The organism is Shewanella sp. TB7-MNA-CIBAN-0143, from assembly GCF_040310065.1.
Taxonomy (GTDB): Bacteria; Pseudomonadota; Gammaproteobacteria; order Enterobacterales; family Shewanellaceae; genus Shewanella.
In genome coordinates, this window is the sequence record NZ_JBEOPL010000017.1 from 25,258 (window position 1) to 51,026 (window position 25,769).

Annotated in this window: 22 protein-coding genes and 1 pseudogene; 7 read left to right on the forward strand and 16 right to left on the reverse strand. The window is 41.8% G+C overall.

Annotated elements, in window-relative coordinates; translation table 11 throughout:
• Positions 1–9: 9 nt before the first annotated feature.
• The 4 genes from AAEY97_RS14460 to AAEY97_RS14475 all read right to left on the reverse strand — a co-directional run bounded on the left by AAEY97_RS14460 (position 10) and on the right by AAEY97_RS14475 (position 4,624).
• A complete protein-coding gene (locus AAEY97_RS14460; protein ID WP_208062785.1) occupies positions 10–1,410 on the reverse strand; it encodes an aspartate aminotransferase family protein in 1,401 nt (466 codons plus the stop codon).
• 97 nt (positions 1,411–1,507) lie between these two features.
• Positions 1,508–2,863, reverse strand: a complete 1,356-nt coding sequence (locus AAEY97_RS14465) for a glutamine synthetase family protein (protein WP_101088806.1) — start codon at positions 2,861–2,863, stop codon at positions 1,508–1,510.
• 2 nt (positions 2,864–2,865) lie between these two features.
• Complete coding sequence (locus tag AAEY97_RS14470; protein ID WP_335692388.1) at positions 2,866–3,630, reverse strand: gamma-glutamyl-gamma-aminobutyrate hydrolase family protein; 765 nt, start codon at positions 3,628–3,630, stop codon at positions 2,866–2,868.
• Positions 3,631–4,075: 445 nt separating this feature from the next.
• A complete protein-coding gene (locus AAEY97_RS14475) occupies positions 4,076–4,624 on the reverse strand; it encodes a cupin domain-containing protein (RefSeq protein ID WP_101088804.1) in 549 nt (182 codons plus the stop codon).
• Between the two features lie 233 nt (positions 4,625–4,857).
• On the opposite strand from AAEY97_RS14475, the gene AAEY97_RS14480 reads away from it, so the two are divergent.
• Together AAEY97_RS14480 and AAEY97_RS14485 are read left to right on the forward strand one after the other, a co-directional pair.
• On the forward strand, positions 4,858–6,165 hold the full coding sequence (locus tag AAEY97_RS14480; protein ID WP_350999600.1) for an NAD(P)/FAD-dependent oxidoreductase: 1,308 nt from the start codon (positions 4,858–4,860) through the stop codon (positions 6,163–6,165).
• 608 nt (positions 6,166–6,773) lie between these two features.
• Positions 6,774–7,448, forward strand: a pseudogene (locus tag AAEY97_RS14485) (NAD(P)/FAD-dependent oxidoreductase); the annotation flags it as partial.
• A 628-nt stretch (positions 7,449–8,076) separates the two neighbouring features.
• Here AAEY97_RS14485 and AAEY97_RS14490 read toward each other — a convergent pair.
• From AAEY97_RS14490 to AAEY97_RS14510, 5 genes are all read right to left on the reverse strand, one after another.
• Positions 8,077–9,513 (reverse strand): hypothetical protein, encoded by a 1,437-nt coding sequence (locus AAEY97_RS14490; protein WP_350999603.1) that lies wholly within the window; start codon positions 9,511–9,513, stop codon positions 8,077–8,079.
• 467 nt (positions 9,514–9,980) lie between these two features.
• Entirely contained in the window at positions 9,981–10,697 is a 717-nt protein-coding gene (locus tag AAEY97_RS14495) for a hypothetical protein (protein ID WP_350999606.1), read from the reverse strand.
• A 929-nt stretch (positions 10,698–11,626) separates the two neighbouring features.
• Positions 11,627–12,460 (reverse strand): sulfurtransferase, encoded by an 834-nt coding sequence (locus AAEY97_RS14500; RefSeq protein ID WP_350999609.1) that lies wholly within the window; start codon positions 12,458–12,460, stop codon positions 11,627–11,629.
• A gap of 50 nt (positions 12,461–12,510) precedes the next feature.
• Positions 12,511–12,933 (reverse strand): VanZ family protein, encoded by a 423-nt coding sequence (locus AAEY97_RS14505; RefSeq protein WP_162023727.1) that lies wholly within the window; start codon positions 12,931–12,933, stop codon positions 12,511–12,513.
• Positions 12,934–13,170: 237 nt separating this feature from the next.
• A complete protein-coding gene (locus AAEY97_RS14510) occupies positions 13,171–14,667 on the reverse strand; it encodes an aldehyde dehydrogenase (RefSeq protein ID WP_011638465.1) in 1,497 nt (498 codons plus the stop codon).
• Between the two features lie 312 nt (positions 14,668–14,979).
• On the opposite strand from AAEY97_RS14510, the gene aptA reads away from it, so the two are divergent.
• The 4 genes from aptA to AAEY97_RS14530 all read left to right on the forward strand — a co-directional run bounded on the left by aptA (position 14,980) and on the right by AAEY97_RS14530 (position 19,115).
• The gene (gene aptA / locus AAEY97_RS14515) at positions 14,980–16,332 is read left to right on the forward strand and encodes an omega-aminotransferase AptA (RefSeq protein ID WP_182744192.1); all 1,353 of its coding nucleotides are present in this window, start codon (positions 14,980–14,982) and stop codon (positions 16,330–16,332) included.
• A 53-nt stretch (positions 16,333–16,385) separates the two neighbouring features.
• Positions 16,386–17,885 carry a CoA-acylating methylmalonate-semialdehyde dehydrogenase gene (locus tag AAEY97_RS14520; RefSeq protein WP_350999614.1) on the forward strand — a complete coding sequence of 500 codons (1,500 nt, stop codon included), beginning with the start codon at positions 16,386–16,388 and terminating at the stop codon, positions 17,883–17,885.
• A gap of 12 nt (positions 17,886–17,897) precedes the next feature.
• Positions 17,898–18,272, forward strand: coding sequence for a cupin domain-containing protein (locus tag AAEY97_RS14525; protein WP_350999617.1), 375 nt, complete (start codon positions 17,898–17,900; stop codon positions 18,270–18,272).
• Positions 18,273–18,392: 120 nt separating this feature from the next.
• A complete protein-coding gene (locus AAEY97_RS14530) occupies positions 18,393–19,115 on the forward strand; it encodes a TorF family putative porin (protein ID WP_162023730.1) in 723 nt (240 codons plus the stop codon).
• 128 nt (positions 19,116–19,243) lie between these two features.
• Here AAEY97_RS14530 and AAEY97_RS14535 read toward each other — a convergent pair whose 3' ends face one another.
• Positions 19,244–19,423: a hypothetical protein gene (locus tag AAEY97_RS14535; protein ID WP_101088793.1), complete on the reverse strand. Its 180-nt coding sequence runs from the start codon at positions 19,421–19,423 to the stop codon at positions 19,244–19,246.
• A 405-nt stretch (positions 19,424–19,828) separates the two neighbouring features.
• Here AAEY97_RS14535 and AAEY97_RS14540 point away from each other — a divergent pair, with 405 nt between their 5' ends.
• Positions 19,829–20,173, forward strand: coding sequence for a DUF3634 family protein (locus AAEY97_RS14540; RefSeq protein ID WP_182744190.1), 345 nt, complete (start codon positions 19,829–19,831; stop codon positions 20,171–20,173).
• Positions 20,174–20,359: 186 nt separating this feature from the next.
• Here AAEY97_RS14540 and AAEY97_RS14545 read toward each other — a convergent pair whose 3' ends face one another.
• The 6 genes from AAEY97_RS14545 to AAEY97_RS14570 all read right to left on the reverse strand — a co-directional run bounded on the left by AAEY97_RS14545 (position 20,360) and on the right by AAEY97_RS14570 (position 25,765).
• Positions 20,360–20,860 carry a DUF3833 domain-containing protein gene (locus tag AAEY97_RS14545; protein WP_254439938.1) on the reverse strand — a complete coding sequence of 167 codons (501 nt, stop codon included), beginning with the start codon at positions 20,858–20,860 and terminating at the stop codon, positions 20,360–20,362.
• Positions 20,861–21,003: 143 nt separating this feature from the next.
• A complete protein-coding gene (locus AAEY97_RS14550) occupies positions 21,004–21,732 on the reverse strand; it encodes a chalcone isomerase family protein (RefSeq protein ID WP_350999622.1) in 729 nt (242 codons plus the stop codon).
• On the reverse strand, positions 21,729–22,259 hold the full coding sequence (locus AAEY97_RS14555) for a DUF2878 domain-containing protein (protein ID WP_101088789.1): 531 nt from the start codon (positions 22,257–22,259) through the stop codon (positions 21,729–21,731). Before AAEY97_RS14555 ends, AAEY97_RS14550 begins: the two co-directional genes overlap by 4 nt.
• A gap of 80 nt (positions 22,260–22,339) precedes the next feature.
• On the reverse strand, positions 22,340–23,578 hold the full coding sequence (locus tag AAEY97_RS14560) for a class I SAM-dependent methyltransferase (RefSeq protein ID WP_350999625.1): 1,239 nt from the start codon (positions 23,576–23,578) through the stop codon (positions 22,340–22,342).
• Positions 23,579–23,678: 100 nt separating this feature from the next.
• Positions 23,679–24,500: a DUF1365 domain-containing protein gene (locus AAEY97_RS14565; protein ID WP_350999628.1), complete on the reverse strand. Its 822-nt coding sequence runs from the start codon at positions 24,498–24,500 to the stop codon at positions 23,679–23,681.
• Positions 24,497–25,765 (reverse strand): NAD(P)/FAD-dependent oxidoreductase, encoded by a 1,269-nt coding sequence (locus tag AAEY97_RS14570; RefSeq protein ID WP_350999631.1) that lies wholly within the window; start codon positions 25,763–25,765, stop codon positions 24,497–24,499. The genes AAEY97_RS14565 and AAEY97_RS14570 overlap by 4 nt, the downstream gene beginning before the upstream one ends.
• Positions 25,766–25,769: the final 4 nt, after the last annotated feature.

The window sequence follows — 25,769 nt, forward strand, 5'->3', positions numbered from 1 at the left end:
AACGGGACATCACTCCATGGTTTTTACGTGTTGATAAGTATCATTTAACGCTTGCGTCGCTTTCGCGACTAACTCGTCAATCTCACTATGACTAATGGTTAATGGCGGTGAAATAATCATGGTGTCGCCGACAGAACGCATCACCAAACCATGGGTGATACACGCATCGCGGCAATATGTTCCAACGCCGACGTTGGCATCAAATCGTTGTCGTAACGATTTATCTTTGACTAACTCTATAGCTGCAACTAACCCAACACCACGCACCTCACCCACTAATGGATGTTCGGCCAATTGTTGTAAGCACGACTGTAAATACGGCGAGGTATCGTTAGCCACACGTTCAACTAATTTTTCTTGTTCAATAATACGAATATTTTCTAATGCAGCTGCTGCGGCAACCGGATGACCAGAATAAGTAAAACCGTGGGTAAATTCGCCGCAGTCTTGCTTAATAACCTCGGCCACTTTGTCTGACACAATCACCCCGCCCATTGGCACATAACCGGACGTCATGCCTTTGGCTATCGTGATAAGGTCTGGCTGCAAATCAAAATACTCAGCGGCAAACCACTTTCCGGTACGGCCAAAACCGCTGATCACTTCATCAAGAATAAATAAAATATCGTATTTGGCTAAAATGCGGTTTATTTCAGGCCAATACGTTGATGGAGGAATAATCACCCCACCTGCGCCTTGAAAAGGTTCGGCAATAAAAGCGGCAACATTGTCTTCGCCTAGCTCAATAATTTTGGCTTCCAGTGCTTGCGCAGTTTTCAAACCAAATTCTTCTGGGGATAAATCTTTACCTTCTGCATACCAATAAGGTTGCGCAATATGCACCACGCCAGGAATAGGTAAATCGCCTTGTTCATGCATGCCCGACATACCACCTAAACTGGCACCCGCGACAGTAGAACCATGGTAAGCATTAACCCGACTGATAATAGTTTTCTTGCTTGGTTTGCCTTTTAAATCCCAGTAACGTCGCACCATACGTAAGTTGGTGTCATTTGACTCAGAACCCGACCCGGTAAAAAACACATTGTTCATGTGCGCAGGGGCAAGAGAAGCAATTTTTTGTGCTAATTCAATCGCTGGAGGATGAGAGCATTGGAAAAAACTATTATAAAAGGGCAGCTTTTGCATTTGTTTGCTGACAGCATCCACAATTGACTGCCGACCATAGCCCACATTGACACACCATAAACCTGCCATGCCATCCAACAGTTTATGACCCATTACATCCCACAGATATACTCCATCAGCCCGTTCGATCACCCGAGTGCCCTTTTCAGCTAACCCCTTTGAATCGGTAAATGGGTGAATAAAATGCTGTTTGTCTGCTGTTTGCAGACGTTCAAGCTTTTGCTGTTGGATCATCGCATCTGTCGATAATGGTTTTGTCATACTTGTATCCTTTCAAACAGATAGCAAATCCGTTGGTATTTGCTATCTGCTGCTATCCACACACATTAATAATGTAAGCCAATACGCTCAGCCATCATTACACTGTTAGTAATAAGAACTCACGTTCCCACGAACTCACAACGCGTCTAAAGTTTTCAAGTTCAGCTTGTTTTACCGCCACAAAACCAGTGGTAAAAGATTGGCCTAAATACTCAATACAAGCATCACTGCTTTGCATCGCCACTAACGCTTCTTCTAAGGTCAAAGGTAAGCAGTTTTCGTTATTAGTACGGCTTTCGTTCGACTTGCCCGTGACTGGTGTAGAAGGTTTTAAGTCGTCAACCATACCGATATAACCACATAATAAGCTGGCAGCAATCGCAAGATAACAGTTAGCATCAGCACCCGGAATTCGGTTTTCAATACGACGATTTTGTGGCGATGATTCAGGAATACGAAGACCACAAGTACGATTTTCCACGCCCCATTCCAAGTTTACTGGAGCAGAAGTGCCCGGTAAGAAGCGGCGGAACGAGTTAGCACTTGGCGCCATTAACGGTAACAATTCAGGAATGTACTGTTGTAAACCCGCAATATAGCTGAGGAATAATTTACTTTGAGTGCCATCTTCTTTAGTGAAAATGTTTTTACCGGTTTTAATGTCCAGTACGCTCTGGTGAATGTGCATCGCGCTGCCAGGTTCATCGGTAACAGGCTTAGCCATAAAGGTGGCACACACATCATGCTTTAATGCGGCTTCTTTTAAGGTGCGCTTAAAAATGAACACCTGATCGGCTAATGACAATGCATTACCGTGGCTGAAGTTAATCTCCATTTGTGCTGGACCGTCTTCATGAATCAAAGTATCAATATCTAACCCTTGGATTTCACACCAATCATACATATCTTCAAACAATGGATCGTATTCGTTAGCAGCATCGATAGAGAAAGACTGACGGCCTGCTTCTGGGCGGCCAGAGCGCCCAATAGGTGGCTTAAGCGGTAAATCATGATCATCAGAACGTTTGGTGAGGTAAAATTCCATTTCAGGAGCAATCACCGGTTCCCAACCTTTATCTTCATAAAGCTTAAGTACTTTCTTCAACACGTTACGCGGTGACAATTCAATTGGATTACCCATACGATCATAACAATCATGGATAACCTGAGCCGTGGCTTCAACGGTCCATGGCAACATAAATACTGCATTTTCGTCTGGAACACAGACAAAATCGATATCGGCATCATCGAGAAGTTGATAATAAATTTCTTCGTTAATGAAATCACCGGTGACCGTTTGCAACAGCACGCTCTCAGGTAAACGCATGCCTTTTTCGGATACAAACTTATCTACTGGGGCAATTTTGCCTCGTGCAATGCCAGTCATATCACTGATAACACATTCTACTTCGGTAATTTTTTTGTCTTTTAAAAAAGCGATTAACTTATCCATTTTTATCTCACTTGTGTTGCCGCATGTTGTCTACAGGCTTGTCCGAATGCTTCGAAAATTGCAGTATAGAATGCATTTTCGGTTACTTTCCATTCTGGATGCCATTGGACTCCCAATGCAAAATTTTTAGCATTTTTAACAGAAAATGCTTCTACTAAACCGTCTGGAGCGAATGCTTCTGGCTGTAACCCCTCACCAAGACGTTCAACGCCTTGAGTATGAACAGAGTTAACCTCTGCGGTGTCACAGCCCCATGCATCGTGAAGAAGCCCGCCAGCAACCAGATTAACTGGATGCGAAATACCATATTGCACATCTAATGGGGCTTTCTTATCTTCACGATGTTCAATATACGTGCCAACTTCATGTAGCTTCTGATACAAACTGCCACCAAAAACAACGTTCATTTCTTGAAAACCACGACAAATACCTAATACAGGGATCCCTGCATCAATAGCGGCTTTTATCAGTGGTAAGGTTAATTCGTCACGCTTGGGATCATGATGGGTTCCATCATCACTGGCAGGACCTTGGTAATGATGAGGTTCAACATTCGATGGAGAACCTGTAAAAAGGATTCCGTCGAGACGAGCAAGAATAGCGTCAATAGGCGTATCTACGCCCAGTGATGGGATGACTAAGGGGAACCCTTTAGCGCCATTAACTACACTTAACAAGTATTTCTCACCCACAATGTTAAATGGATGAAGACCAATTTGCTGGTTGCACGCTACTACCCCTATGAGGGGAAGACCTGACAGAGACATATCTCACCTTTAGCAAAGAATGTGACGAACTTAATGTTTTACGTGTTCGTTTTTTCACACACTACACGGATTTTTTTAGCTAGGCAAGAGGATAACTGATGATAAAAACAACTTTTAACAAAAATAAATTAAAACACTTTAAAAACAAACTAGTAACTTTAAATTAACCGCAATGCATAAAAAAATATTCCAAGTAACTTTGATGAAATATCATAAAGAAATGCGCCAAAATGGGGAGGACAATGCACGAAAAAAGGGAATTTGTTGCTTAATATTCTTTACACAAGCCAATAATCTCATGCTAGGAAGTAACACGACAACGGCTAAACGTGAGTTAGAAATTAGCTTTTTGAGAAGTAGGAATAGCAAGATTAATTGATAATCTTGGGCTATTCCCTTGAACAAACGTAGTAGATATAAGCAGAAAAAGTTGAATAATAAATCATTAAAAATCAGCTGGTGTTGTGGCGCTAGTTAGCTTGCAAGGTTCATCAAATGGGTTACGAAATCGATGAGGTTGTTCACTATTAAAATAGTAACTGTCGCCTTTTTCGAGGATAAAAACCTCTTCGCCAACAGTAAGCTCAAGCTTACCTTCTATAATGATGCCACCTTCCTCACCCTTGTGTTGCAGCATTTCAGCGCCTGTATCAGCATTGACAGGATATGTTTCACTCATTAGCGACATCGCACGGTTTGGGTAATCACGGCCAATAAGCTTATAGACTAATTCACCCGTACCTATATCCAGCAACTCATTACCCCGATAAACCACTTTTTGGTCACCGATAGAGCCATCATCAATAGAGAAAAAATCCACTAATGACATCGGGATCCCGGCTAAAACCTTTTTAAGTGAACTCACCGAAGGGCTAACACTGTTTTTCTCAATCATTGAAATTGTACTGTTGGTAACCCCTGCACGCTTGGCTAACTCACGTTGAGATAACCCTTTCAATTTACGAACAGCTTTTAGGCTTGTACCAATATCCAAATTCGTTCTCCTAGTAAATGTTGACCAATATCCTGCTGCTAAAGTGTTGCAGATTATTAACACTTTACCAAAAATCTGTATTCATTAAGCATGATATCTTACTTAAATCAAAGCAATTGTATTTTACACCAAATAAGTGTTAAATAAAATGCACACCGCAGATGGCTTAGATTGCATCTAACTATTCATTTAAAAGTTATTATTACAACTATAATCAATAGCTTGGAGCGTTTATGTCGCATAAATCCCCGATTCATAGCCAACACTACCCAGACTCCTTTTATGTCGCGACCGCCAAAGAGCTTTATCAGCATCCCAAGCTAACCGAAAACATTACTGTCGATGTGTGTATTGTCGGCGGTGGATTTAGCGGGATCAATACTGCAATTGAACTCAGACAACGCGGCTACAGTGTCGCATTGCTCGAAGCCAAACGGATTGGTTGGGGCGCATCTGGCCGAAATGGTGGTGAACTTATCCGTGGGATCGGTCATGACGCTAGTCAATTTCGAAATGAAATTGGTGACGAAGGTGTAAAATCTATTCAACAAATGGGTTTTGAAGCCGTTGATATTGTCACCGAGCGCATTGCCGAGCACAAAATCGATTGCGACTTACACATGGGTTATTGTGATTTAGCCGTAAAGCCACGGCACATGGATGATTTAGCGGCAGAATACCAAGATCTTCAAGACCAAGGTTATCAAAAAACAATCAAGCTGCTTGATCGTTCACAAATTGGTGAAGTTATCGGTTCAGACTTTTATCAAGGCGCTTTGGTCGATATGGGCAGCGGACATTTACACCCACTTAATTTAGCCCTAGGCGAAGCGCGTGTCGCCCGCGAACTTGGTGCACAATTATTTGAATACAGCGCCGCAGAAAAAATCATTAAAGGCACTAAACCCAAAGTCATTACCGCTGAAGGCGAAGTAACTTGTGACTATCTAGTCATGGCCGGTAATGGTTATATCGGCAATAAATTAAGCCCTTTCCTTGGTGGAAAAGTGTTGCCAACAGGCACCTATTTATTAGCCACTGAGCCATTAACCGAGCAACAATGTGCCAGTATTATTCCGCAAAACATGGCATTTGCCGATATGCGCGTGGCGTTAGATTACTTCCATTTATCGGCAGACCGTCGTTTATTGTTTGGTGGTTTATGCACTTATTCTGGTAAAGACCCAAAAGACATTGAAGCCGAGTTAAGACCTAATCTTGAAAAAGTGTTCCCACAATTAAAAGGCATCAAAATTGATTATGAATGGGGCGGAATGATGGGCATCGGCGCCAATCGCATGCCGCAAATAGGCCGTTTACCTGACGCAGCCAACATCTACTTTGCTCAAGCCTATGCCGGCCATGGAGTGAACGCCACGCATATGGCCGCGAGGTTAATTGCAGAAGCGATTAACCAGCAGTCACAGCGTATTGATGTGTTTAATGATATTAAGCACATGACCTTCCCCGGTGGGCCCATGTTGCGATCGCCATTACTTGCAGCTGGAATGTTTTATCATAGGATGAAGGATTTGCTATAGGTTGCTGGATTTGCTGTGGGTTGGCAAAAGGGGTCAACCTTTGTTCTTTTTATGGCCTACGGCCACTAACGCTTAAGATCGCAAGGTTCCCCCCTGCACAGGCCAAATACGGCGTCATTCCGGCAATGCTTTTGAGCCGGAATCCAGGTATTATTTTTGCTTTGTACTTTTGTACTTTTGTACTTTTGTACTTTATGGCCTGCGGCCACTAACGTCGTGGCGCTTCACCCACACCAGACCAAGAGGAAACCAACGGCTTTTCCCTCTTGGAACTCCCAGCCGCCCCGCAACATTTTCAAACAGCGAAAAGTCGCCATGGGGATTGATCCAGCTTTGGACTTCATTTGTAGCATGCCTCGGCCTTATTCGAAAATGCTAACGCTTCCGATCGGCCATCCATGGCCACCGAAAGCTAACCAGACATCCATGTCTGGACTCACGCCATTTTCTTCAACGGCCTCAAGTTCAGAGTTGAATTTGGGCATTTGAAAGCTAAGAACAACTCGTTTTTGGACATAAACGTTTTAGAAAAGCCAGTGTTTCAATTTACTTTTATAAAAGTTTACCCTGACCCCACTAAATTCCTAAAAGTTTACCCTGACCCCACTAAATTCAGCGCCGCAGAAAAAATCATTAAAGGCCCTAAACCCAAAGTCATTACCGCTGAAGGCGAAGTAACTTGTGACTATCTAGTCATGGCCGGTAATGGTTATATCGGCAATAAATTAAGCCCTTTCCTTGGTGGAAAAGTGTTGCCAACAGGCACCTATTTATTAGCCACTGAGCCATTAACCGAGCAACAATGTGCCAGTATCATCCCGCAAAACATGGCATTTGCCGATATGCGCGTGGCGTTAGATTACTTCCATTTATCAGCAGACCGTCGTTTATTGTTTGGTGGTTTATGCACTTATTCTGGTAAAGACCCAAAAGACATTGAAGCCGAATTAAGACCTAATCTTGAAAAAGTGTTCCCACAATTAAAAGGCATCAAAATTGATTATGAATGGGGCGGAATGATGGGCATCGGCGCCAATCGCATGCCACAAATCGGCCGTTTACCTGACGCAGCCAATATCTACTTTGCTCAAGCCTATGCTGGCCACGGGGTAAACGCTACGCATATGGCAGCAAGATTAATTGCTGAAGCCATTAGCCAGCAATCACAACGTATTGATGTGTTTAATGACATTAAACACATGACCTTCCCAGGCGGACCCATGTTGCGATCACCATTGCTTGCAGCTGGAATGTTTTATCACAGGATGAAGGATTTACTATAGGTTGATGGATTTGCTGCGGGTTGGCAAAAGGGTCAACCTTTGTTCTTTTTATGGCCTGCGGCCACTAACGCTTAAGATCGCAAGGTTCCCCCCTGCACAGGCCAAATACGGCGTCATTCCGGCAATGCTTTTGAGCCGGAATCCAGGTATTATTTTTGCTTTGTACTTTTGTACTTTATGGCCTGCGGCCACTAACGTCGTGGCGCTTCGCCCACACCAGACCAAGAGGAAATTAACGGCTATTCCCTCTTGGAACTCCCAGCCGCCCCGCAACATTTTCAAACAGCGAAAAGGTCGCCATGGGGATTAATCCAGCTTTGAACTTCATTTTAGTGTTCTTCGGCCTTATTCGAAAATGCTAACGCTTCAGATGGGGCGTCCCTTCCCCTCCAAAGCTAGCCAGACATCCATGTCTGGGCTTACATCATTTTCTTCAACGACCTCAAGTTCAGAGTTGAATTTGGGCATTTGAAAGCTAAGAACAACTTGTTTTTGGACATAAACGTTTTAGAAAAGCCAGTGTTTCAATTTACTTTTTATAAAAGTTTACCCTAACCCCACTAAATTTTTTAGGCTACCCGATTATATGGCAACACTTACTATTAGCGCTAAGCACACAATCATATTTTTATAGCTCTGCAACGCTATCGTAAGCCCACCAGCAACTTCCACTACCTGCCCCCATTTTTCTTTCTTCTGTCAAATCAATTTCAAATGTTCCATCACAGGCAAGCCCGTAATCAAGCGCACCTTTTAAATCAGACCATTGAGATTGAAGGACAGGATCTTTTACCCATTCTGGAGGTTCGGGATATGTCATTATATATTTGTACTTAACTATTTCTTGTAGAGAATGATTACCTCTAGCATTACTTGCAATTATTTTTAGTTCGACTAGGTTTACCTTTCCTTTACCTAAGTAGATACACCCCTTATTTTTATCAATAATATGGTTATAATTAGAGCTAAGTTGATAAACGGTACCATTAAATAATTTTCCTCGGTTCTTTTTATCTCCTTCAATTCCTTTTTGTAAATGAGACGTCAATAAACCCGCATCAACCAGACGCTCTAAGTAAGGCTTTGTTTTTATCTCAATATCATCCCATTTAGAACGTTTCATATTATCAAATATTGCTACGCTATAATTGTATTGACTACTTGATTTAAGTTCCTTATCAACCCTAACTCCATTAGAACTTTGTCCTGGTAAACTGATACAACTCCAATATTTATTTCTATGCTCTTCAATTTCAAATGCATCAAGCATGCTTTCTTTTTTTGTGATTGACGCATTGGTATTAAAATAATTGCTCGATTGGGTCCTCCCTGACTTAGCCATTCGTTTTATAGAAGACGGTGACAGATATTCAGCCCACTGACCATTGACTTTATTCATTGAAATTATTCGCTCATACCCTTTAACTAATTTATCAACAAGAGGGAAAGCCTGTCGTACATCTTGATGATTTGCCCAATCAGGTAACTTTTGTTCTCTAGCAATCCCGACTATAGTAGTTACTTTATAAAGAGTTTCTTTACTGTCGCGGCTAATCGGTACTTGGATTTTTTTTACCTTGGTTACGGAAAGGTGTTTCGCTTTACCAAGGTAAAAACAATCCCTACCAACCGACTCCTTCCAACCTTTCACAGTAAGGCGATACCTATTAAATTTTTGTTTTATGGAATCAATATCTATATAGACTGTTTTTTTTGAGAGAAGCTTTACTGTGACTAAGGCATTTAGTTCTTTAATACCAATGGCTTCTTTACTTGAAACCTTTCCCTTTGTGGGCACATCGATTACCCACTTGAATGCCCTTTTGGATTTTTGACGTTCACCTTTGTGAAGGTTATGATTAATACGAATACATTGATCTTTACTAACAAAGTTCGATATAGAACTTTCATAAGTAAAATGGGGCTTTAAGTTTTCATCTTTTTTTATAGCAGCAAAAATATCATTTTTCTGACTATCAAATTCCATGTCTGATGAGCCAAATGCATATGTATTACTAAATAACACCAATACAATTGTGACAAAAAAAGCTTGTAAAACATCCATATTATTTTCCCTAAAAGTAACGGTTCTAATCAATCGTCAAAATCTAAGACATTTAACTTTGTCATATAACGTTTTAGCATTTATACATTGCGTTGTTTACATGGCTTAAATCACTTGTTGAACTTGGCCTATGCCGAATCCAGATTAATTAGTACTCTTTATGCTATAGGAATTTGATTTTTTTGATGCTGGATCTGGGCTGTAGAGCAGTTTTGAACTGATTAATTGGATTGAATTGTACATATTCATTGAAATTCCTTTATCGTTTGGTGTTCCATCACATTTTTTTAGTCTAGCTGATCCAATGAGAAAATATACTCGATTGAGTCCTGATTTATTTGCTTGTTAATAGTTGACGTTAATCTGAACGTAAACATGAGAACACGTTGAGGCCTTTGCTCTAGTGTGGGCGAGGCGCCACGACATTAGTGCCTGTAGGCCATCGCTTAAAAGACAAGCTAACTTAATTACAATTGCTGCAACCTTTGTGCATGCTTCATCAGTAAAGTGTCTAATACTTCAGGGCTTAAGCTAAATATTTGTACAATTTCTTCGCCAGTTTTAGAAACCGTTGCTTGCTTGTCTTCAAAAGTGATATGTAAACCTAACGCCTTTAACGTTTGCTGGTCATAACTATATAATGGCGTGTTTCGTTTACCTTTTAAGCCTGGCATCATCCCCAATACCGTGACAGCTTGATTAACCTTAACCATGTCAAAAAAGACGCGCTCGGCCTCTGCCCACGCCATAATATATTCAACCATACTTTTGTTGTACTTATGGAAGTCTTCCGAGCCGTATAATAGTGGTTGTAACACCCCACCATGCCAACCTAACAGGGCATCTTGTTTTATAGTCACTTCATCACTGGCGGTTACAACATAATTAGCACACGATGATGCACAGACTTTATCAACTGTAACCTTTAATTTGTGCTGATATACCAACTCACCTAATCGTATGCCAGCAAGTACATCTCCCCCACCACTGTTAATAACCAATGAGGTTATTTGAGTTGGACTATTTGTTATGCCTTGTTCAAAAGCGGCAACATTATCTGGATCAATTTCACCGCTATAATTAATGACAGAGGGCAATAAGGGGTCGATAACAAGACTAAAAGAGGGTTGTTTACTTGCGCAACCAGTTAAGGTTAGCAGCATGGCTAGCAGTAGATAACGCATTCATATTCCATCATGATGTTGAGTTCGCAAAAAATTAGCATAACAAGCTCATTATTCACAAGTAAATAATTTCAATTCCTCGATGATATTGATTAATCAGACTCTAACTGAACATTATCGCCAGAGACTTCTCATTGCAGGTCGTTGGACTATATAGCTTTAAGATTATTTTGCTACTTTAACCATCCGGTTTCAGCTTGATTGAGGACGTTGAAGATTCTTTATAAAAGAATGCGTGTTATAAAAGAATGCGTGAGCCTGACATGGCCTTTCTCGCACATCTGACCTATATGGATATTGGAAATGTCATAATGATGTAGGGAACATCATTGACCATGCCATCACGACATTTGTGAATCCATTCACATCAGACTCCCTATATGAAGCGTTAGCATTTTCATTCTTTATCATAAAGAGTTGGCCTAAGAACACTCAGACGAAGTTAAAAGCTGGGAATTTAATTGGGTCCGCATAAACTTTTATAAAAAGATAAGTTCTAAGTCATTATTGTCCAAACGCGTAGTTTGTTTGCTTTAAATATCCAAATTCAACTCTTAACTTGAGGCCGTTGAAGACTCTTTATAAAAGAATGCGTGAGCCTGACAGGACGTCAGGCTAGCTTTCGGTGGCTATGGATGTCCTATCGGAAGCGATAGCATTTTCGAATAAGACCGAGGCTGTCTATAAGAGAGGTCAAAAGCTGGATCTGACCCCATGGCGACCTTTTCGCTGTTTGAAAATGTTGCGGGGCGGCTGGGCCAATTCTTTTATAAAGAGTAAAGAGGGAACAGCCGTTGGTTTCCTCTTGGTCTGGTGTGGGTGAAGCGCCACGACGTTAGTGGCCGTAGGCCATAATCTAATAGCCCGTGCAGGGTGGAACCTTGCGATCTTAAGCGTTAGTGGCCACAGGCCATAAAAAATTAAGCCTATTATTCAATAGGAAGCGCAGCATCGCCGCCCCATACCGCCCAAGAATCATCATATAAAGCCGCTTGATGATGCCCTGCTACATACGAAGCCAGAATCAAAATACAGGCGGTAATTCCTGAACCACAGCTAAACACCCGTTGAGCATTATTACTGGTATCTAAGCTAGCGAAAATTGTATGTAATTCACGGATAGATTTCATTTTAAAACCGTTTAATACTTGTGCAAAAGGCAAGTTGAGTGAACCGGGTATATGACCACTGCGCATGCCAACACGAGGTTCTGGTGACGTACCGTTAAACCGCCCTGCTGCTCGCGCATCAATAATATCAACTTTTGCATGACCAAGATGGGTTAACACAAACTCAGTGTCACACACCTTATATTGCTGCAAGCGGCCTTTAATATCACCAGAGTCAGTTGCTGTCGCAAACTGACGCACTGTGTCTCGCCCTTCACTGCGCCACTGTGGTAAACCGCCATCGAGTACAAATACTTTATCAAATCCCATTGCTTTAAAGGTCCACCACGCACGCGGTGCAGAATAAATGCCTTGGTCATCGTAAATAACTACGGTGCTATTATGGCTTATTCCTAATGATTTAGTTGCAACAGTAAATTGATCTTCCGTGGGCATAGCGTGAGTTTGTGGAGATTGATGATTGAAAAAAAGTTTATCTATTTGGCACGATAATGCACCAGGAATAACGTAAAGCTCATCATAAACAAGTGGTTCTTTTCCCAGCACAATGTCTATGCTGGCATCTAGTAATACAAGGTCTGGGTCTTCTAAGTGTTGCGCTAACCAATCGGTGGTCACTAAAGGAAAATTCACATTAAACCTCTCTTACAATTGATGGCAAATATTGATTGAAAATATTGATGCTAACTCACACGAGTACTCTCATGATGATTGTCTATATAACGCTGAGTTAACCCACTTAAATAACTGAATAAAATTATACCTACAGCATCGGCAACTAAATCGATGATGTCTAATGTTCTTGATGGGATAAAACCCTGGCTGATTTCTTCACTCAGGACGAATATCGACACTAACACAGTGCCGTAATAAAGCGGAAGACGCCCGATACAAAAATGACGACTCTGCAGCGCTAAATTGGCCACAAAAGTTAATAACCCGAATAACAACATGTGACAAATCTTGTCACCATAGGGAACATGTTTTATTACGTCGAAAAACACACTTTGACTGCCAGTATTGGCGAGGTAAATAATCCACAAAATAAAACTAAAAAAGCCACCAGCAACAATAATAGCTAAACGAGAGAAGCTCTTATGGGTCATCTGTATTCATCCGTGTATGACATGTTGAGGTAAATAATGCCTTTGAGTCTACAACGAATAGTTAGCATTTTAGCGTTAATTTTGCTTAACCTCCGCTCGCATTAAGGCCTCAGCAATATAGATGCACTTGTTAAACAAAATTTGAGTCATTGCTATGAGTTGTCCAGCGCTAATATGACCAATAAAAAAGCCCTTTATTGCTAAAGGGCTTGCTATTAATCTACATTGAAATGCCTATTATAGGGCTATCCAAGTTGCTTTGATTTCGGTGTACTTATCAAACGCATGTAATGATTTATCTCGGCCATTACCTGACTGTTTATAACCACCAAACGGTGCAGTCATGTCGCCACCATCATAATGGTTAATCCATACCATACCGCTGCGCAGCGCTTTGGCTGTTTTGTGAGCTTTGCTTAAGTTTGATGTCCACACACCTGCCGCTAAACCATACATAGTGTCGTTGGCAATCTTGACGGCTTGTTCCATGCCATCAAACTCGATAACTGATAACACAGGGCCAAAGATTTCTTCGCTGGCAATGGTCATGTCATTTCTAACATTGCTAAAAATGGTAGGTTGTACATACATGCCGCCAGTTTCTGCCATCACTTGCTTACCACCATCAACCAAGGTAGCACCTTGCTCGCTACCGGCTTTAATGTAATTAAGCACGTTAGTCAGTTGCTGTTGATCAACCATTGCACCGCAGGTTGTTTTAGGATCAAGTGGATGCCCAGGTTGCCACCCTTGCATTTCTTCAACAATAAGCTTGATTAACTCATCTTTTACCCCTGACTCAACCAATAAACGAGAACCTGCAGTGCACACTTCGCCTTGGTTAAAAGCAATGGCGACTGCGGCGGCTTCTGCAGCGGCTTTTAAGTCTGGCGCGTCATTAAACACAATATTAGGGCTCTTACCGCCCGCTTCTAACCACACGCGCTTCATGTTCGACTCGCCTGCGTAAATCATTAACTGCTTAGCAATTTTAGTTGAACCAGTGAATACTAAAGTATCGACATCCATGTGCAGTGCCAACGCTTTACCAACTGTATGACCATAGCCTGGTAATACGTTTAATACCCCTGCCGGAATACCCGCTTCTATCGCTAATTGCGCCATGCGAATAGCCGTAAGTGGTGATTTTTCAGATGGCTTTAAAATCACACTATTACCCGTGGCGAGTGAAGGCCCAAGCTTCCAACATGCCATAATCATTGGGAAATTCCATGGCACAATGGCTGCAACCACACCAACGGGTTCGCGAGTGATCATGCCTATTTCATTATGAGCAGTGGGAGCAATTTCATCATAAATTTTATCTATCGCTTCACCATACCAACGTATAGCACGGGCAGCGCCGACCACATCAACGCCTTTGGAATGCTGAATCGGCTTACCCATATCAAGCGTTTCAAGTAACGCCAATTCATCGGCATTTTCTTCGAGTAAATCAGCAAACTTAATCATTACTTGCTTGCGCTTTACTGGCGGTAACATTGACCAAGTACCCGCTTCAAACACTTCACGCGCGTTCGCGACAGCAAGGTTAGCATCGGCTAAATCACAACTAGCCACTTTAGCTAATACTTGGCCATCAATAGGGCTGATACAGTCAAATGTGTCACCAGAAGCGGCACCTTGATATTGACCATTAATGAAAGCTTGCCCAGTAATTTTTAGACTTGCTGCTAGTGCTTCCCAATCGCTACGACTTGTTGGAGTACTCATTGTGACCTCGAAATAATAAATGGATTGATAAGCACCAAACTGCGCTAAAAAGCAGGTGCTAAACCTAAAATTTGTGCCACATAAAATGGATTATCGACACAATAACCTTGATGAATATTGTCACCTGATCATGCTCAACAGCAAGATATTTTCAATATATTTTACAAAATAGGCACATTTAGTTTAAATAAATGCACAAAACACTTTAACGTTCATTATTTTTGACATAGCATAGCGAATATTCGTCACTCATTATTTAATCAATTTGAGATGAATCCCTAGTAATTGTAGCTATCAATGTAGAGTCAATTTATGAGCGAATATCAGCAAAATGGAACTGGCGATTCATCGCAAACATTGCCGAACATGGCACATTTTTGGATGCCGTTTACTGCCAATAAGCAATTTAAGACTAATCCTAGGCTTTTGGTTTCGGCACAAGGAATGTATTACACCGATATTGAAGGCAATAAAGTACTCGATGCTACTGCCGGTTTATGGTGTTGCAATGCTGGCCACGGCCGCCAAGAAATCTCCCAAGCGGTAAGCCAACAAATTAGCCAAATGGATTATGCACCGTCTTTTCAAATGGGCCATCCGCTCGCCTTTGAATTAGCGCATAAACTCAGTCAGCTGAGCCCTGACGGATTGGATAAGGTGTTTTTTACCAATTCCGGTTCAGAATCGGTAGATACCGCCCTAAAAATGGCGCTTTGTTATCATCGCGCTAATGGTCAAGCCACGCGTACTCGGTTTATCGGCCGCGAGCTTGGTTATCATGGTGTCGGTTTTGGCGGGATTTCAGTCGGTGGGATCAGTAATAATCGCAAAACCTTTAGTCAGCAATTACTCCAGGGGATCGATCACCTGCCTCATACGCTCGATATTGCCAATAATGCCTTTAGCCACGGTTTACCGCCACACGGTTTGGATAAAGCCGAAGTGCTTGAGCAACTGATTACCTTACATGGCGCCGAGAACATTGCCGCGGTCATTGTTGAGCCTATGTCTGGTTCTGCTGGGGTTATTTTACCGCCAGATGGATACTTAACGCGGTTACGCGAAATCACCCAAAAGCACGGCATTTTATTAATATTCGATGAAGTGATCACCGGCTTTGGCCGAGTCGGTGCCGCCTTTGCCAGCGAGCGCTGGCAAGTTACCCCAGACATGATAACCACAGCCAAAGCCATTAATAATGGTGCAATTCCAATGGGGGCGGTATTTGTTAGCAATACCATTCACGACACCTGCATGCATGGCCCTGATGAATTAATAGAATTTTTCCATGGTTATACCTATTCCGGTCATCCGGTCGCGGCTGCCTCAGCACTTGCGACCTTATCCATATATGAAGATGAGCAATTATTTGAACGCGCAAAAGGGCTTGAGTCTTATTTCGAGCAAGCGGTTCACAGCCTTAAAGGTTTACCAAACGTCATTGATATTCGTAATACCGGTTTAGTTGCAGGTATTCAATTAGCACCAAGTGATAAAGGCGTGGGTAAACGAGGTTATGACATTTTTGATCATTGCTTTAGGCATGGCGCGTTAGTACGGGCAACGGCTGACATTATTGCAATATCTCCGCCACTTATAGTGGAAAAGTCACAAATCGACGACATGGTTAATCACATTACCGATGCAATTAACGCTGTTGGTTAACGCTGTTAGTTAATATTTTCTGAATACATATTTTGCTTAAAAGGATCCCGTTCATGCTTAACATCACTCATTTTTTCGATGGGCAACACACCCCAGCCAGTCAACGTAATCAAACCATCTATGATCCTGCTACGGGGGAAACTCGTGGCCAAGTATCACTGGCGAGTCACGATGAAGTAAGCTTGGCGGTAACGGTTGCCAAAAATGCCTATCAGACTTGGTCGCAAGTGACGCCACTTAATCGTGCTCGGGTATTATTTAAGTTTAAAGCGTTAGTAGAGCAAAATATTGATAAATTGGCCCAACTCATCACTCTTGAACATGGCAAAGTGTTGGATGATGCTAAAGGTGAAATTACCCGAGGGCTTGAAGTTGTTGAGTTTGCTTGCGGCATTCCGCATTTACTCAAAGGTGAACATACTCAACAAGTGGGTGGTGGCGTTGACTCATGGTCTGTTAACCAATCGTTGGGTGTCGTCGCAGGTATTTCACCGTTTAACTTTCCGGTCATGGTGCCAATGTGGATGTTCCCTATCGCCATAGCCTGCGGTAATACCTTTATCATGAAGCCGTCTGAAAAAGACCCCAGTGCAGTAATGTTTATTGCCGAATTACTGACACAAGCAGGCCTGCCAAATGGCGTGTTTAACGTGATTAATGGCGATAAAGAAGCCGTTGATGCTTTATTAACTCATCCCGATGTTCACGCGATTAGTTTTGTTGGCTCAACCCCGATTGCCGAATACATTTACAGCACCGCCTCTGCCCACGGTAAACGAGTGCAAGCATTGGGCGGGGCTAAAAATCACATGTTATTAATGCCAGATGCTGACTTAGATCAAGCGGTCAATGCATTAATGGGGGCAGCATATGGTAGTGCAGGTGAACGCTGTATGGCTATTTCGGTGGTACTCGCGGTCGGCGATGTGGGCGACAAATTAGTCGAGGCATTATTACCGCAAATTAGTGCCTTAAAAATTGGCAGCGGTATTACCCCTGAAATGGACATGGGACCGTTAATTTCGGCCCAGCATTTAGCTAAAGTACGCGATTATGTCGAAGCGGGTGTTAAGGAAGGTGCAACATTAGTCGTTGATGGCCGAGACATCAGTATTCAAGACCACCAGCAAGGTTACTTTTTAGGTGCGTGCTTATTTGACCATGTCACGCCAACGATGAGCATTTACCAACAGGAAATTTTTGGTCCTGTGTTAGCCATCGTCCGCGTCGACAACTATGCCGATGCATTGACGCTGATTAACCAACACGAATTTGGTAATGGCACCGCTATTTTTACTCAAAGTGGCCAAGTAGCTCGTCACTTTTGTCACCATGTTGAAGTGGGCATGGTCGGCGTTAATGTGCCGATCCCGGTGCCGATGGCATTTCATAGCTTTGGCGGTTGGAAACGATCGCTATTTGGGCCGCTGCACATGCACGGACCCGATGGCGTTCGTTTTTATACCAAGCGCAAAGCCATTACCGCTCGCTGGCCACAAGCTAAAACCGACACTAATGAACCTTCGGCATTTATTATGCCGACCATGAAATAAGTGAAGCCAACGATGAAGCATATTAACGATATTACGCTTTTTAGTAGTCAATCAACTGCGGTTGAGTCGTATCACTTAACGGATGAAAAACTGCTTACTGGTGATCCACTGCAGTCAATGCAAAACCATTTCGAAAGCCCGTGCAAGCAGTTTAATGTTGGCATTTGGCAAAGTGAACCAGGCAGTTGGAATATCAATTATAGCGAATATGAGTATTGCGATATTCTCGAAGGCTGTAGCATTATCACCGACAGCCAAGGCAAAAGCTTAACCGTCAATGCTGGTGATAAATTTGTTATTCCTGCTGGCTTTACCGGCACATGGGAAGTCGTCAATCATTGTAAAAAAATCTACGTTATGTTTGAACAACAGCTTGAACAAACATAGTGTTTAACCGCCATGCGGTACAGACTAAATCGTTACGGTTTTAGGTCTGATAAGTGGCATTCGCAGCCGTTGTGTACCTAAATACCAACAACTGTATTTTATGTAAATGGAGATAATATCGTGTCGAACACATTAAAAAGAACGCGAATTGCACTGTTAACTGGATTAACATTATCAGCTACCCTACTGGCTCCACTCGCTACGGCAGAAGTCTCTGGTGCAATCACTGTAACCAACGACTACCGCTTCCGAGGTGTGTCACAAAGTGCAGCAGATCCCGCACTACAAGGTAATATTGACTGGAGCCATGATAGCGGATTTTTCGTCGGTGCTTGGGCAAGTACCATTGATTTTGATGAGCCTGAATACAATGGCCCAGATGTAGAGATTGATTTGTATGCTGGTTATTACGGTGAAATTAACGATGACACTAGCTATGACTTAACCTTGTACCGTTATAACTACCCTGGAGAAAGTGATTTAGACTATCTAGAAGTCAGCGCAGGTATCGACTTTAGTGGTTTTAGAGCCGCTTACTGGTTTACTAATGATTATGGTGGCAGCGATCTTGACCTACATTACACCGAAATCAATTATGGCTGGGAGTTTGCTGAAAACTGGAGCCTAGATTTGCATTATGGTTACAATTTTGGCGACGCCATTGATGACGGAGAAGGCTTTGACAGCTATTCAGACTACTCTATTGGTGTATCAACAGAAGTGTCAGGTTTTGGCATCTCGGTTGCGTATTTAGACACCGACATTGATGGTGATAATGAAGTAAGTTCTGATCTATATAAAAACACCGGTACTTTATTAGCGAGCGTTAGTTACGCGTTCTAAGCCGAGTGAGTTAATCAGTACCCATGATTACAAGTCAGTCTTAAAAACAAAAAACCGCCAATGGCGGTTTTTTTATGACTAATATTTAACGAAAAACAGTAGCGATACAACAAAAGAAAAAACGGAAATTACTTAGTATTCAAACCTGTTAGCGGCTGCCCTAGTGCTTGTTTTTTAACGCATTGCCAACCATCTGCAAGATTTTGTAATTGCTCGTTTCGTTGCGGAAACTGGCTGGCTAAATTACGCATCAGTGATGATTGAATCTCACAAATTTCGGCCCAACGATCAGCATTAGATAATGGCATTTTTCAATCCTTAAATAAGTTGTACATCCGTTTACATGCGTTCATGTATGTACATTAATGTAGCACAGCACACTTTTTTAGAAAGCTATATTTACACCGTAAATCAGCTTAAAAAAACGCCACACACATACCAATTAAGCTTTTAGCTGATTTAAAAGAAATTTGTTTCATAAAAAAGAAACACGCATTCAATTAATATGAGTCAAACAATGAACTGCTAATCTAAAGCACTTATATGAAAAAATGATATGACAACATTTGATGGATTCATAAATGAGGTTTTATTGATGCGATATAATTTAGATCTTGCGCATAGATTTCAATAAAATAGCATTGCATCCATGGCATACCAGAGTATCTTATTGTTATAGCAACCGTTGAATATACGGCACAAAGGAGCGAACTATGGCTGATACCATCATAAAAATACTGATAATCGCAGGGTTATTTTTTCTGGCCTATAAACTGATTTTTAGTGGTAACCGTGGATTAACACTTTTTGAGATGCATTTTAAAGATGGCAAGCTCAATAAGCATAAAGGAAAAATACCGGAGAAGTTTGAACGTGATTGTCGTGCCATAGCCAAATCTAATAAACTGACTTGCACGGTCAGAGCTGAAAAATCTGGTGACGTACGTTTACACGTGTCGGCCAATATTGGCGATAACTTAGTCCAGCAAATTCGTAACCAGTTTCCATTTGAGTATTACGATAAGAAACAGTCAGACGCGTCTAAACTTAAAGGCTAACATGGCCTGTTGAGCAAACGAAAAATGGACTCTAATGAGTCCATTTTTGTGTCTGTTTTCATGTCTATTTAGATTTAGTAAAAGTGACTGTACGCTCTAACTTAGTGCCCGACTATTGCTTAATACTTTCAGGGCTCAGCTTTTATGCTTAGTCGATTTAACTATTCAATGACTTAACGATACCACTTAGTCAGGCTGTTTAGAAATCACCAAGGTGACTTGGGCGACTGTGATACCAAATTTAATAATATCGCTTTTATTGATAATGGTTTGCTCATCGACCAGAAACATCCAGTCATCAAAATGGACTTCATATTCACTACCATCAACTGGCAATATCATGTCATAACGCCATCGCAATGCACTACCGCGAGACTCACCTTGAGCAATGCCTAATATGTCATTGGCGGTGCCCTCATAGAGGCCATTTCCTTTGTCAGTAATGTTCCACACACGAGTTTGCTTTTCGCCATCATCGTAAATAAACCATTCGTTTATCACACCCTGCTTACCTTCAGGCGAATCAACCCAGTGCGCTTCCATGGTGACGGTAAATTTGCGGGTCACCTTACCTGAAAAATCTTGCACTACTCCAGCTGCCGTTAATTTACCGTCAAAAAATGTGGCTAAATCTAACGTTGGAGTCGTTTGTTGATAATCTTCAATCGATGCTGATGAACATGACATAACGCCTAATGCTAGTCCTACATATAAGCCGGTTTGAGCCAGCCTTCGCGCTAATTGCTTAGTTAAGGGTTGAGTTACACCTTGAATAAGCGTTCGGGCACAAAAATGTCGCTGCTGGCGGATGAATAATAGAATCGCGTGCATTAGTTAACTCCAATCAGTTGGTTACGTAACTCAGGACGGCTGGTTTTTTCAGACAACCAAATGTCGAGAAACGCCTCTGGGAATTGGGCATTACTGACTTGATAATAAGGGGTGTCGTTGAGTAAAAATGCCGCATCTTCAGGGGTGTTAACCTTAAAGGTCAGCCTGTCGCCCTGTTTAACATCTGGCCAGGCATTAACTAACTGCTGCCTGTACAATTCAATATTGGCTTCGGTAAAACCTAAGTGCTGCCATTGTTCAATAGTGGCATCAACCAAATCAACAGCATCGATATCGCGGTGGTATTGAATGTCGAGAATCATTGGAAAGCGATTAGCTTGGTATTTACCGTCAATAGAGAATAACTTCGCACTATAAATATCAAGCCATAACAGACTCATTTCAGCAGTGCCAACTTGAATCAATGTCGCATCGCTTATATCGCTTATATCGCTTATATCGCTTATATCGCTTATATCGCTTATATCGCTTATATCGCTTATATCGCTCTTATCGCTTATACCGTTCTTGTCGTTCTTGTCGCTTATATCGCTTTTTTCGCCCTTATCGTTGATATCATTTGCAGACGCATCGTTAATGCTCACCGCAACAATCAACGTTAACACTAATGCGCCCACCACACCGAACAGTAGTTCGACCAACCAATGTGATGATTGATGTAACTTAATGTGTGGTTGCGACTTGACGCCATTATGTAAAGTTTTCATCTACGATTCTCCAAAGCAAGATCCACCGTTGTGATTCGAGAGCTAACAGCTAGCAATACGGGAAATAAGCAACTCCAGATCAATGCCAGTATAAACGCGCTCCACATCTCGCCTAAAGGCAACATTACTGCGTTAAATTTAGCTCCTGCGAGATAACTTAAACAGCCAAATACACCACCAAATAAGGCTTGTAACCAAATAGGAAACTTTCTAAAAAAAGCTAAGCTGTAATCCAAACAAAGCGCAAAGTAGAACCACAACAATCCCAACCAGTAAGGAATATTGGCGAACTTAAATACGCCAAACCACACCAATAGACTGTCAACCGCGATGCCAATCACACCACAGACACACATTACCAGTGCATCATGACGAACTGATGTTGATAACAAAAAATGGCCAATGAGCAATAAAATAGACAGTAAGATAAGTTGGTTATGAGCTAATACGCCTGCCCACCACACCAATTGAAAGCACAATGCATTGATTAAAATATATAATTTTGGAGGAATACCGTAAGAAGACATAACACCTCACACTAACAGGATGAGACGTCCCGGCAACGTATTACCGGGGAATATAATGGCTATTGGGCTGTAGAACTATATTATAGTGGGCGGTATTGCGGTCGAACGGCAACAAGGTGAACCGTGCTAGTAGTGCGCTCTAAAAACCCACCTTCGCAGTAGCTCAAATAAAACTTCCACATACGGATAAAGTCATCGCCGTAATTTAAGGCTTTTATTTTATCGTAGGCAGCATCAAAATTTTCATGCCAGTGTTTTAGGGTACGCGCATAGTCCTTGCCCATATCGTCGATAGACCAGGTTACCATGTCGGTTTTCTTGGCAATATGTTTGGTCATTTCACTCACCGACGGTAAACAACCACCGGGAAAAATATAACGCTGAATAAAGTCAACACTCTTACGATAACTGTTGTAACGTTGATCGGCAATAGTAATGGCTTGAATGAGCATGCGACCGCTTGGCTTAAGCAGATGTTGTAGCTTTTCAAAAAATCCTGCTAAATATTCGTGTCCCACAGCTTCGATCATTTCAATTGAAACCACGCGATCATATTCACCAGTCAGTAAACGATAATCTTGTTTTAGCAAGGTAATCCTGTCTTCAAGCCCTTCTTGCTTTACTCGCGCCTGTGCATAATCGAACTGGGCATCAGAAATGGTAGTAGTGGTCACATGTACGCCATAATGTTTTGCAGCATAAATGGCCAACGCGCCCCAACCAGTTCCCACTTCAAGCAAGGTTTGACCTGGGGTTAACTCTAAGCGCTCGCAAATGGTGTGCAATTTATGTAATTGCGCTTCATTCAAGCTGCTGTCATCTGCAGGATAAAGCGCACTTGAATACATCATTTCTGGGTCAAGAAACTCCTTATACATGTCATTACCTAAGTCGTAATGAGCCAGAATATTGCGTTTTGAACCCGTTTCAGAATTACGATTAAATATATGCTTAATGCGATTAACGCCGTTGCTCAACCATGAAAAATAACGTTCTATGTTGTCTAGTAATGCTAAATTTTGCGCAAAAACCTGCACCACTTTGGTTAAGTCAGGGCTACACCAATGGCCTTGAATATAAGCTTCGCCAGCCCCAATTGAACCACCAAATACCACTTGACGATAAAAGTTGGCATGCTGAACTTGCATAGTTGCGTGAACTTCGCTTTTGGGATCGCCAAACTCTGATGTTTGATTACCATCGACAATGGTTAAATGACCTTCTGCAAGATGTGCTAATGCACGAAGAAGAATTTTCCTTGCTAGGCTGTCAGATAAACTCGCTTGAGTCATGCTGCTTTCTGTCGCCGTATTTTCCATGTCATCTCTCCAGTTCATACACTGTCTAATTCGTTCGCTTTATTGGCGTAATTAAAGAGTAATACGTGATAAGCATCTATTTGGTTTACATTTTGTAAAATTAGTTAGCTTTAATCGTTTGCTTGCCTACAAAAGGGATTCGTTTAATAAATAGCTTCATTGCCTGCCAATAAATACCCAGCATAATTTTGCTAGTCATCAAGGGATAATTCAGCATAAATCGGCGCATAGATCGCGAATTTATCGATTGGCGTTTTAACACTAAACCGGCATCAAATAATTTATCGTTATTGGCATTTCGATTTTCAATGGTCACTTTCAAGTTTTTGGCCGGAGGCGTAATACGCCACAAGTAATGCATGTCTAAATTCATAAACGGAGACACATGAAAGACTTTGTCTGTTTGAACGGTATTCGCAATATCAACCAGATAACAATGGCGCTCATTCCAAGGGGTATTACTGACCTCGGCAAGCATATAAACCATGTCATTTTGATGATAACAAAAGTAAAAATTGACCGGACTGAAATAAAAACCAAAATGGCGTATCTGCCCAGAAAATATCACTTTATCGCATATCTGTGTGGCACCTAAATGCTTAATGGTTGCCAGCACGCGTTGCTTTAATGCAGCAGCATCATCCCCCTTGCTCGCCCCGCTCAGCACGAGTTGCTCACCAAATTGTTGCTTTAGGGAATTGAGGTAATCGCTAGGATTAAATTTAAGCGGAGTAAACTTGTCTGTGGAAAACAATCTACTGACTGCCGTTACTGCCGGCAGTTCATCTAAATCAATTGCCATCATCGCAATGTTATAACCAAAACTGTGCAACTTAGGCGTATGACGGCGATGGTTTATCTTGCCGCAATAAATGCCACTGTTTAATTGATCATGTTCCATTATCGATGTGGTTTGACTCATAGACTAATCCCAAACAGATCGCATACTTCAACTGCGCTACGAACGCCGTCTTCATGAAATCCATTATGCCAGTAAGCACCAGCAAAATAGGTATTATGTTTACCATTAATGAGTGATTTTTTCGCTTGCGACTTCATGCTGGCATCATTAAATACTGGGTGAGCATAATTAAACTTTCGCAAAATTTTACTTTCATCAATCGATGCAGTTTGATTTAGGGTGACACAAAATGTAGGTGCACTATTCGGTAAACACTGCAAAATATTCATATTATACGTCACGCTAGCCGGACGCTGAGCAATATCTTGCTGATTAACACCATCTAAACGATAGTTCCAACTTGCCCATGCCGCTTTACGCTTAGGCAATAAATTAATATCTGTGTGCAGCACCACTTCATTATTCTGATATTCCATTGCGCCTAACACGTCGATCTCATCTTGAGTGGCATCGGTTAACATCGCTAACGCTTGATCGCTATGGCAACTCAACACTACATCGTCGAAGTGCTGCCATTCACCGTTAGCAACCTGAACATACACACCATCATCGCTACGTTTGATACCACTCACTGGAGAATTAAGCTGGATACGTTCTTTAAACGGTGCGGTTAAGGCTGGGATATAACTGCGCGATCCACCTTCAAGTACATACCATTGCGGGCGATCATTAATATTTAATAAACCATGATGCTGGAAAAAACGAATAAAGAATCGCAATGAAAAGCCGCGCATATCATCAATACTGGCAGACCAAATCGCCGCGCCCATAGGCAAAATGTAATGCTCACAGAAAAAGGCTGAGAAACCTTGTTGATCAAGATACTCACCGAGTGAAGACGTTGGGTAATTGTCGGCCTCATAAATAACTTTACAACCATTGTTGAAACGAACAATTTCACCTAAAAACCGGTAAAAACTTGGGCGTAACAAATTACGACGTTGGGCAAATAAGCTCCACAAATTATGGCCGTTATATTCAAGTCCTGTGAGTGCATTATTCACACTAAAACTCATTTCAGTCGGTAAAGACTTAATATTAAGTTGCGCCATTAATGTTTCAAACAGCGGATAAGTCCGATCATTAAACACAATAAAACCAGAGTCAATTGCGTATTGCTGCCCTGCTACTTCCACATCAATGGTCGCTGTATGGCCACCAATATAATCATTAGCCTCAAACACGGTTACCGTGTGTTCACGGCTTAATAGGTGGGCACACGTTAACCCCGAAATCCCAGTACCAATTACAGCAATATTTTTCATTTAG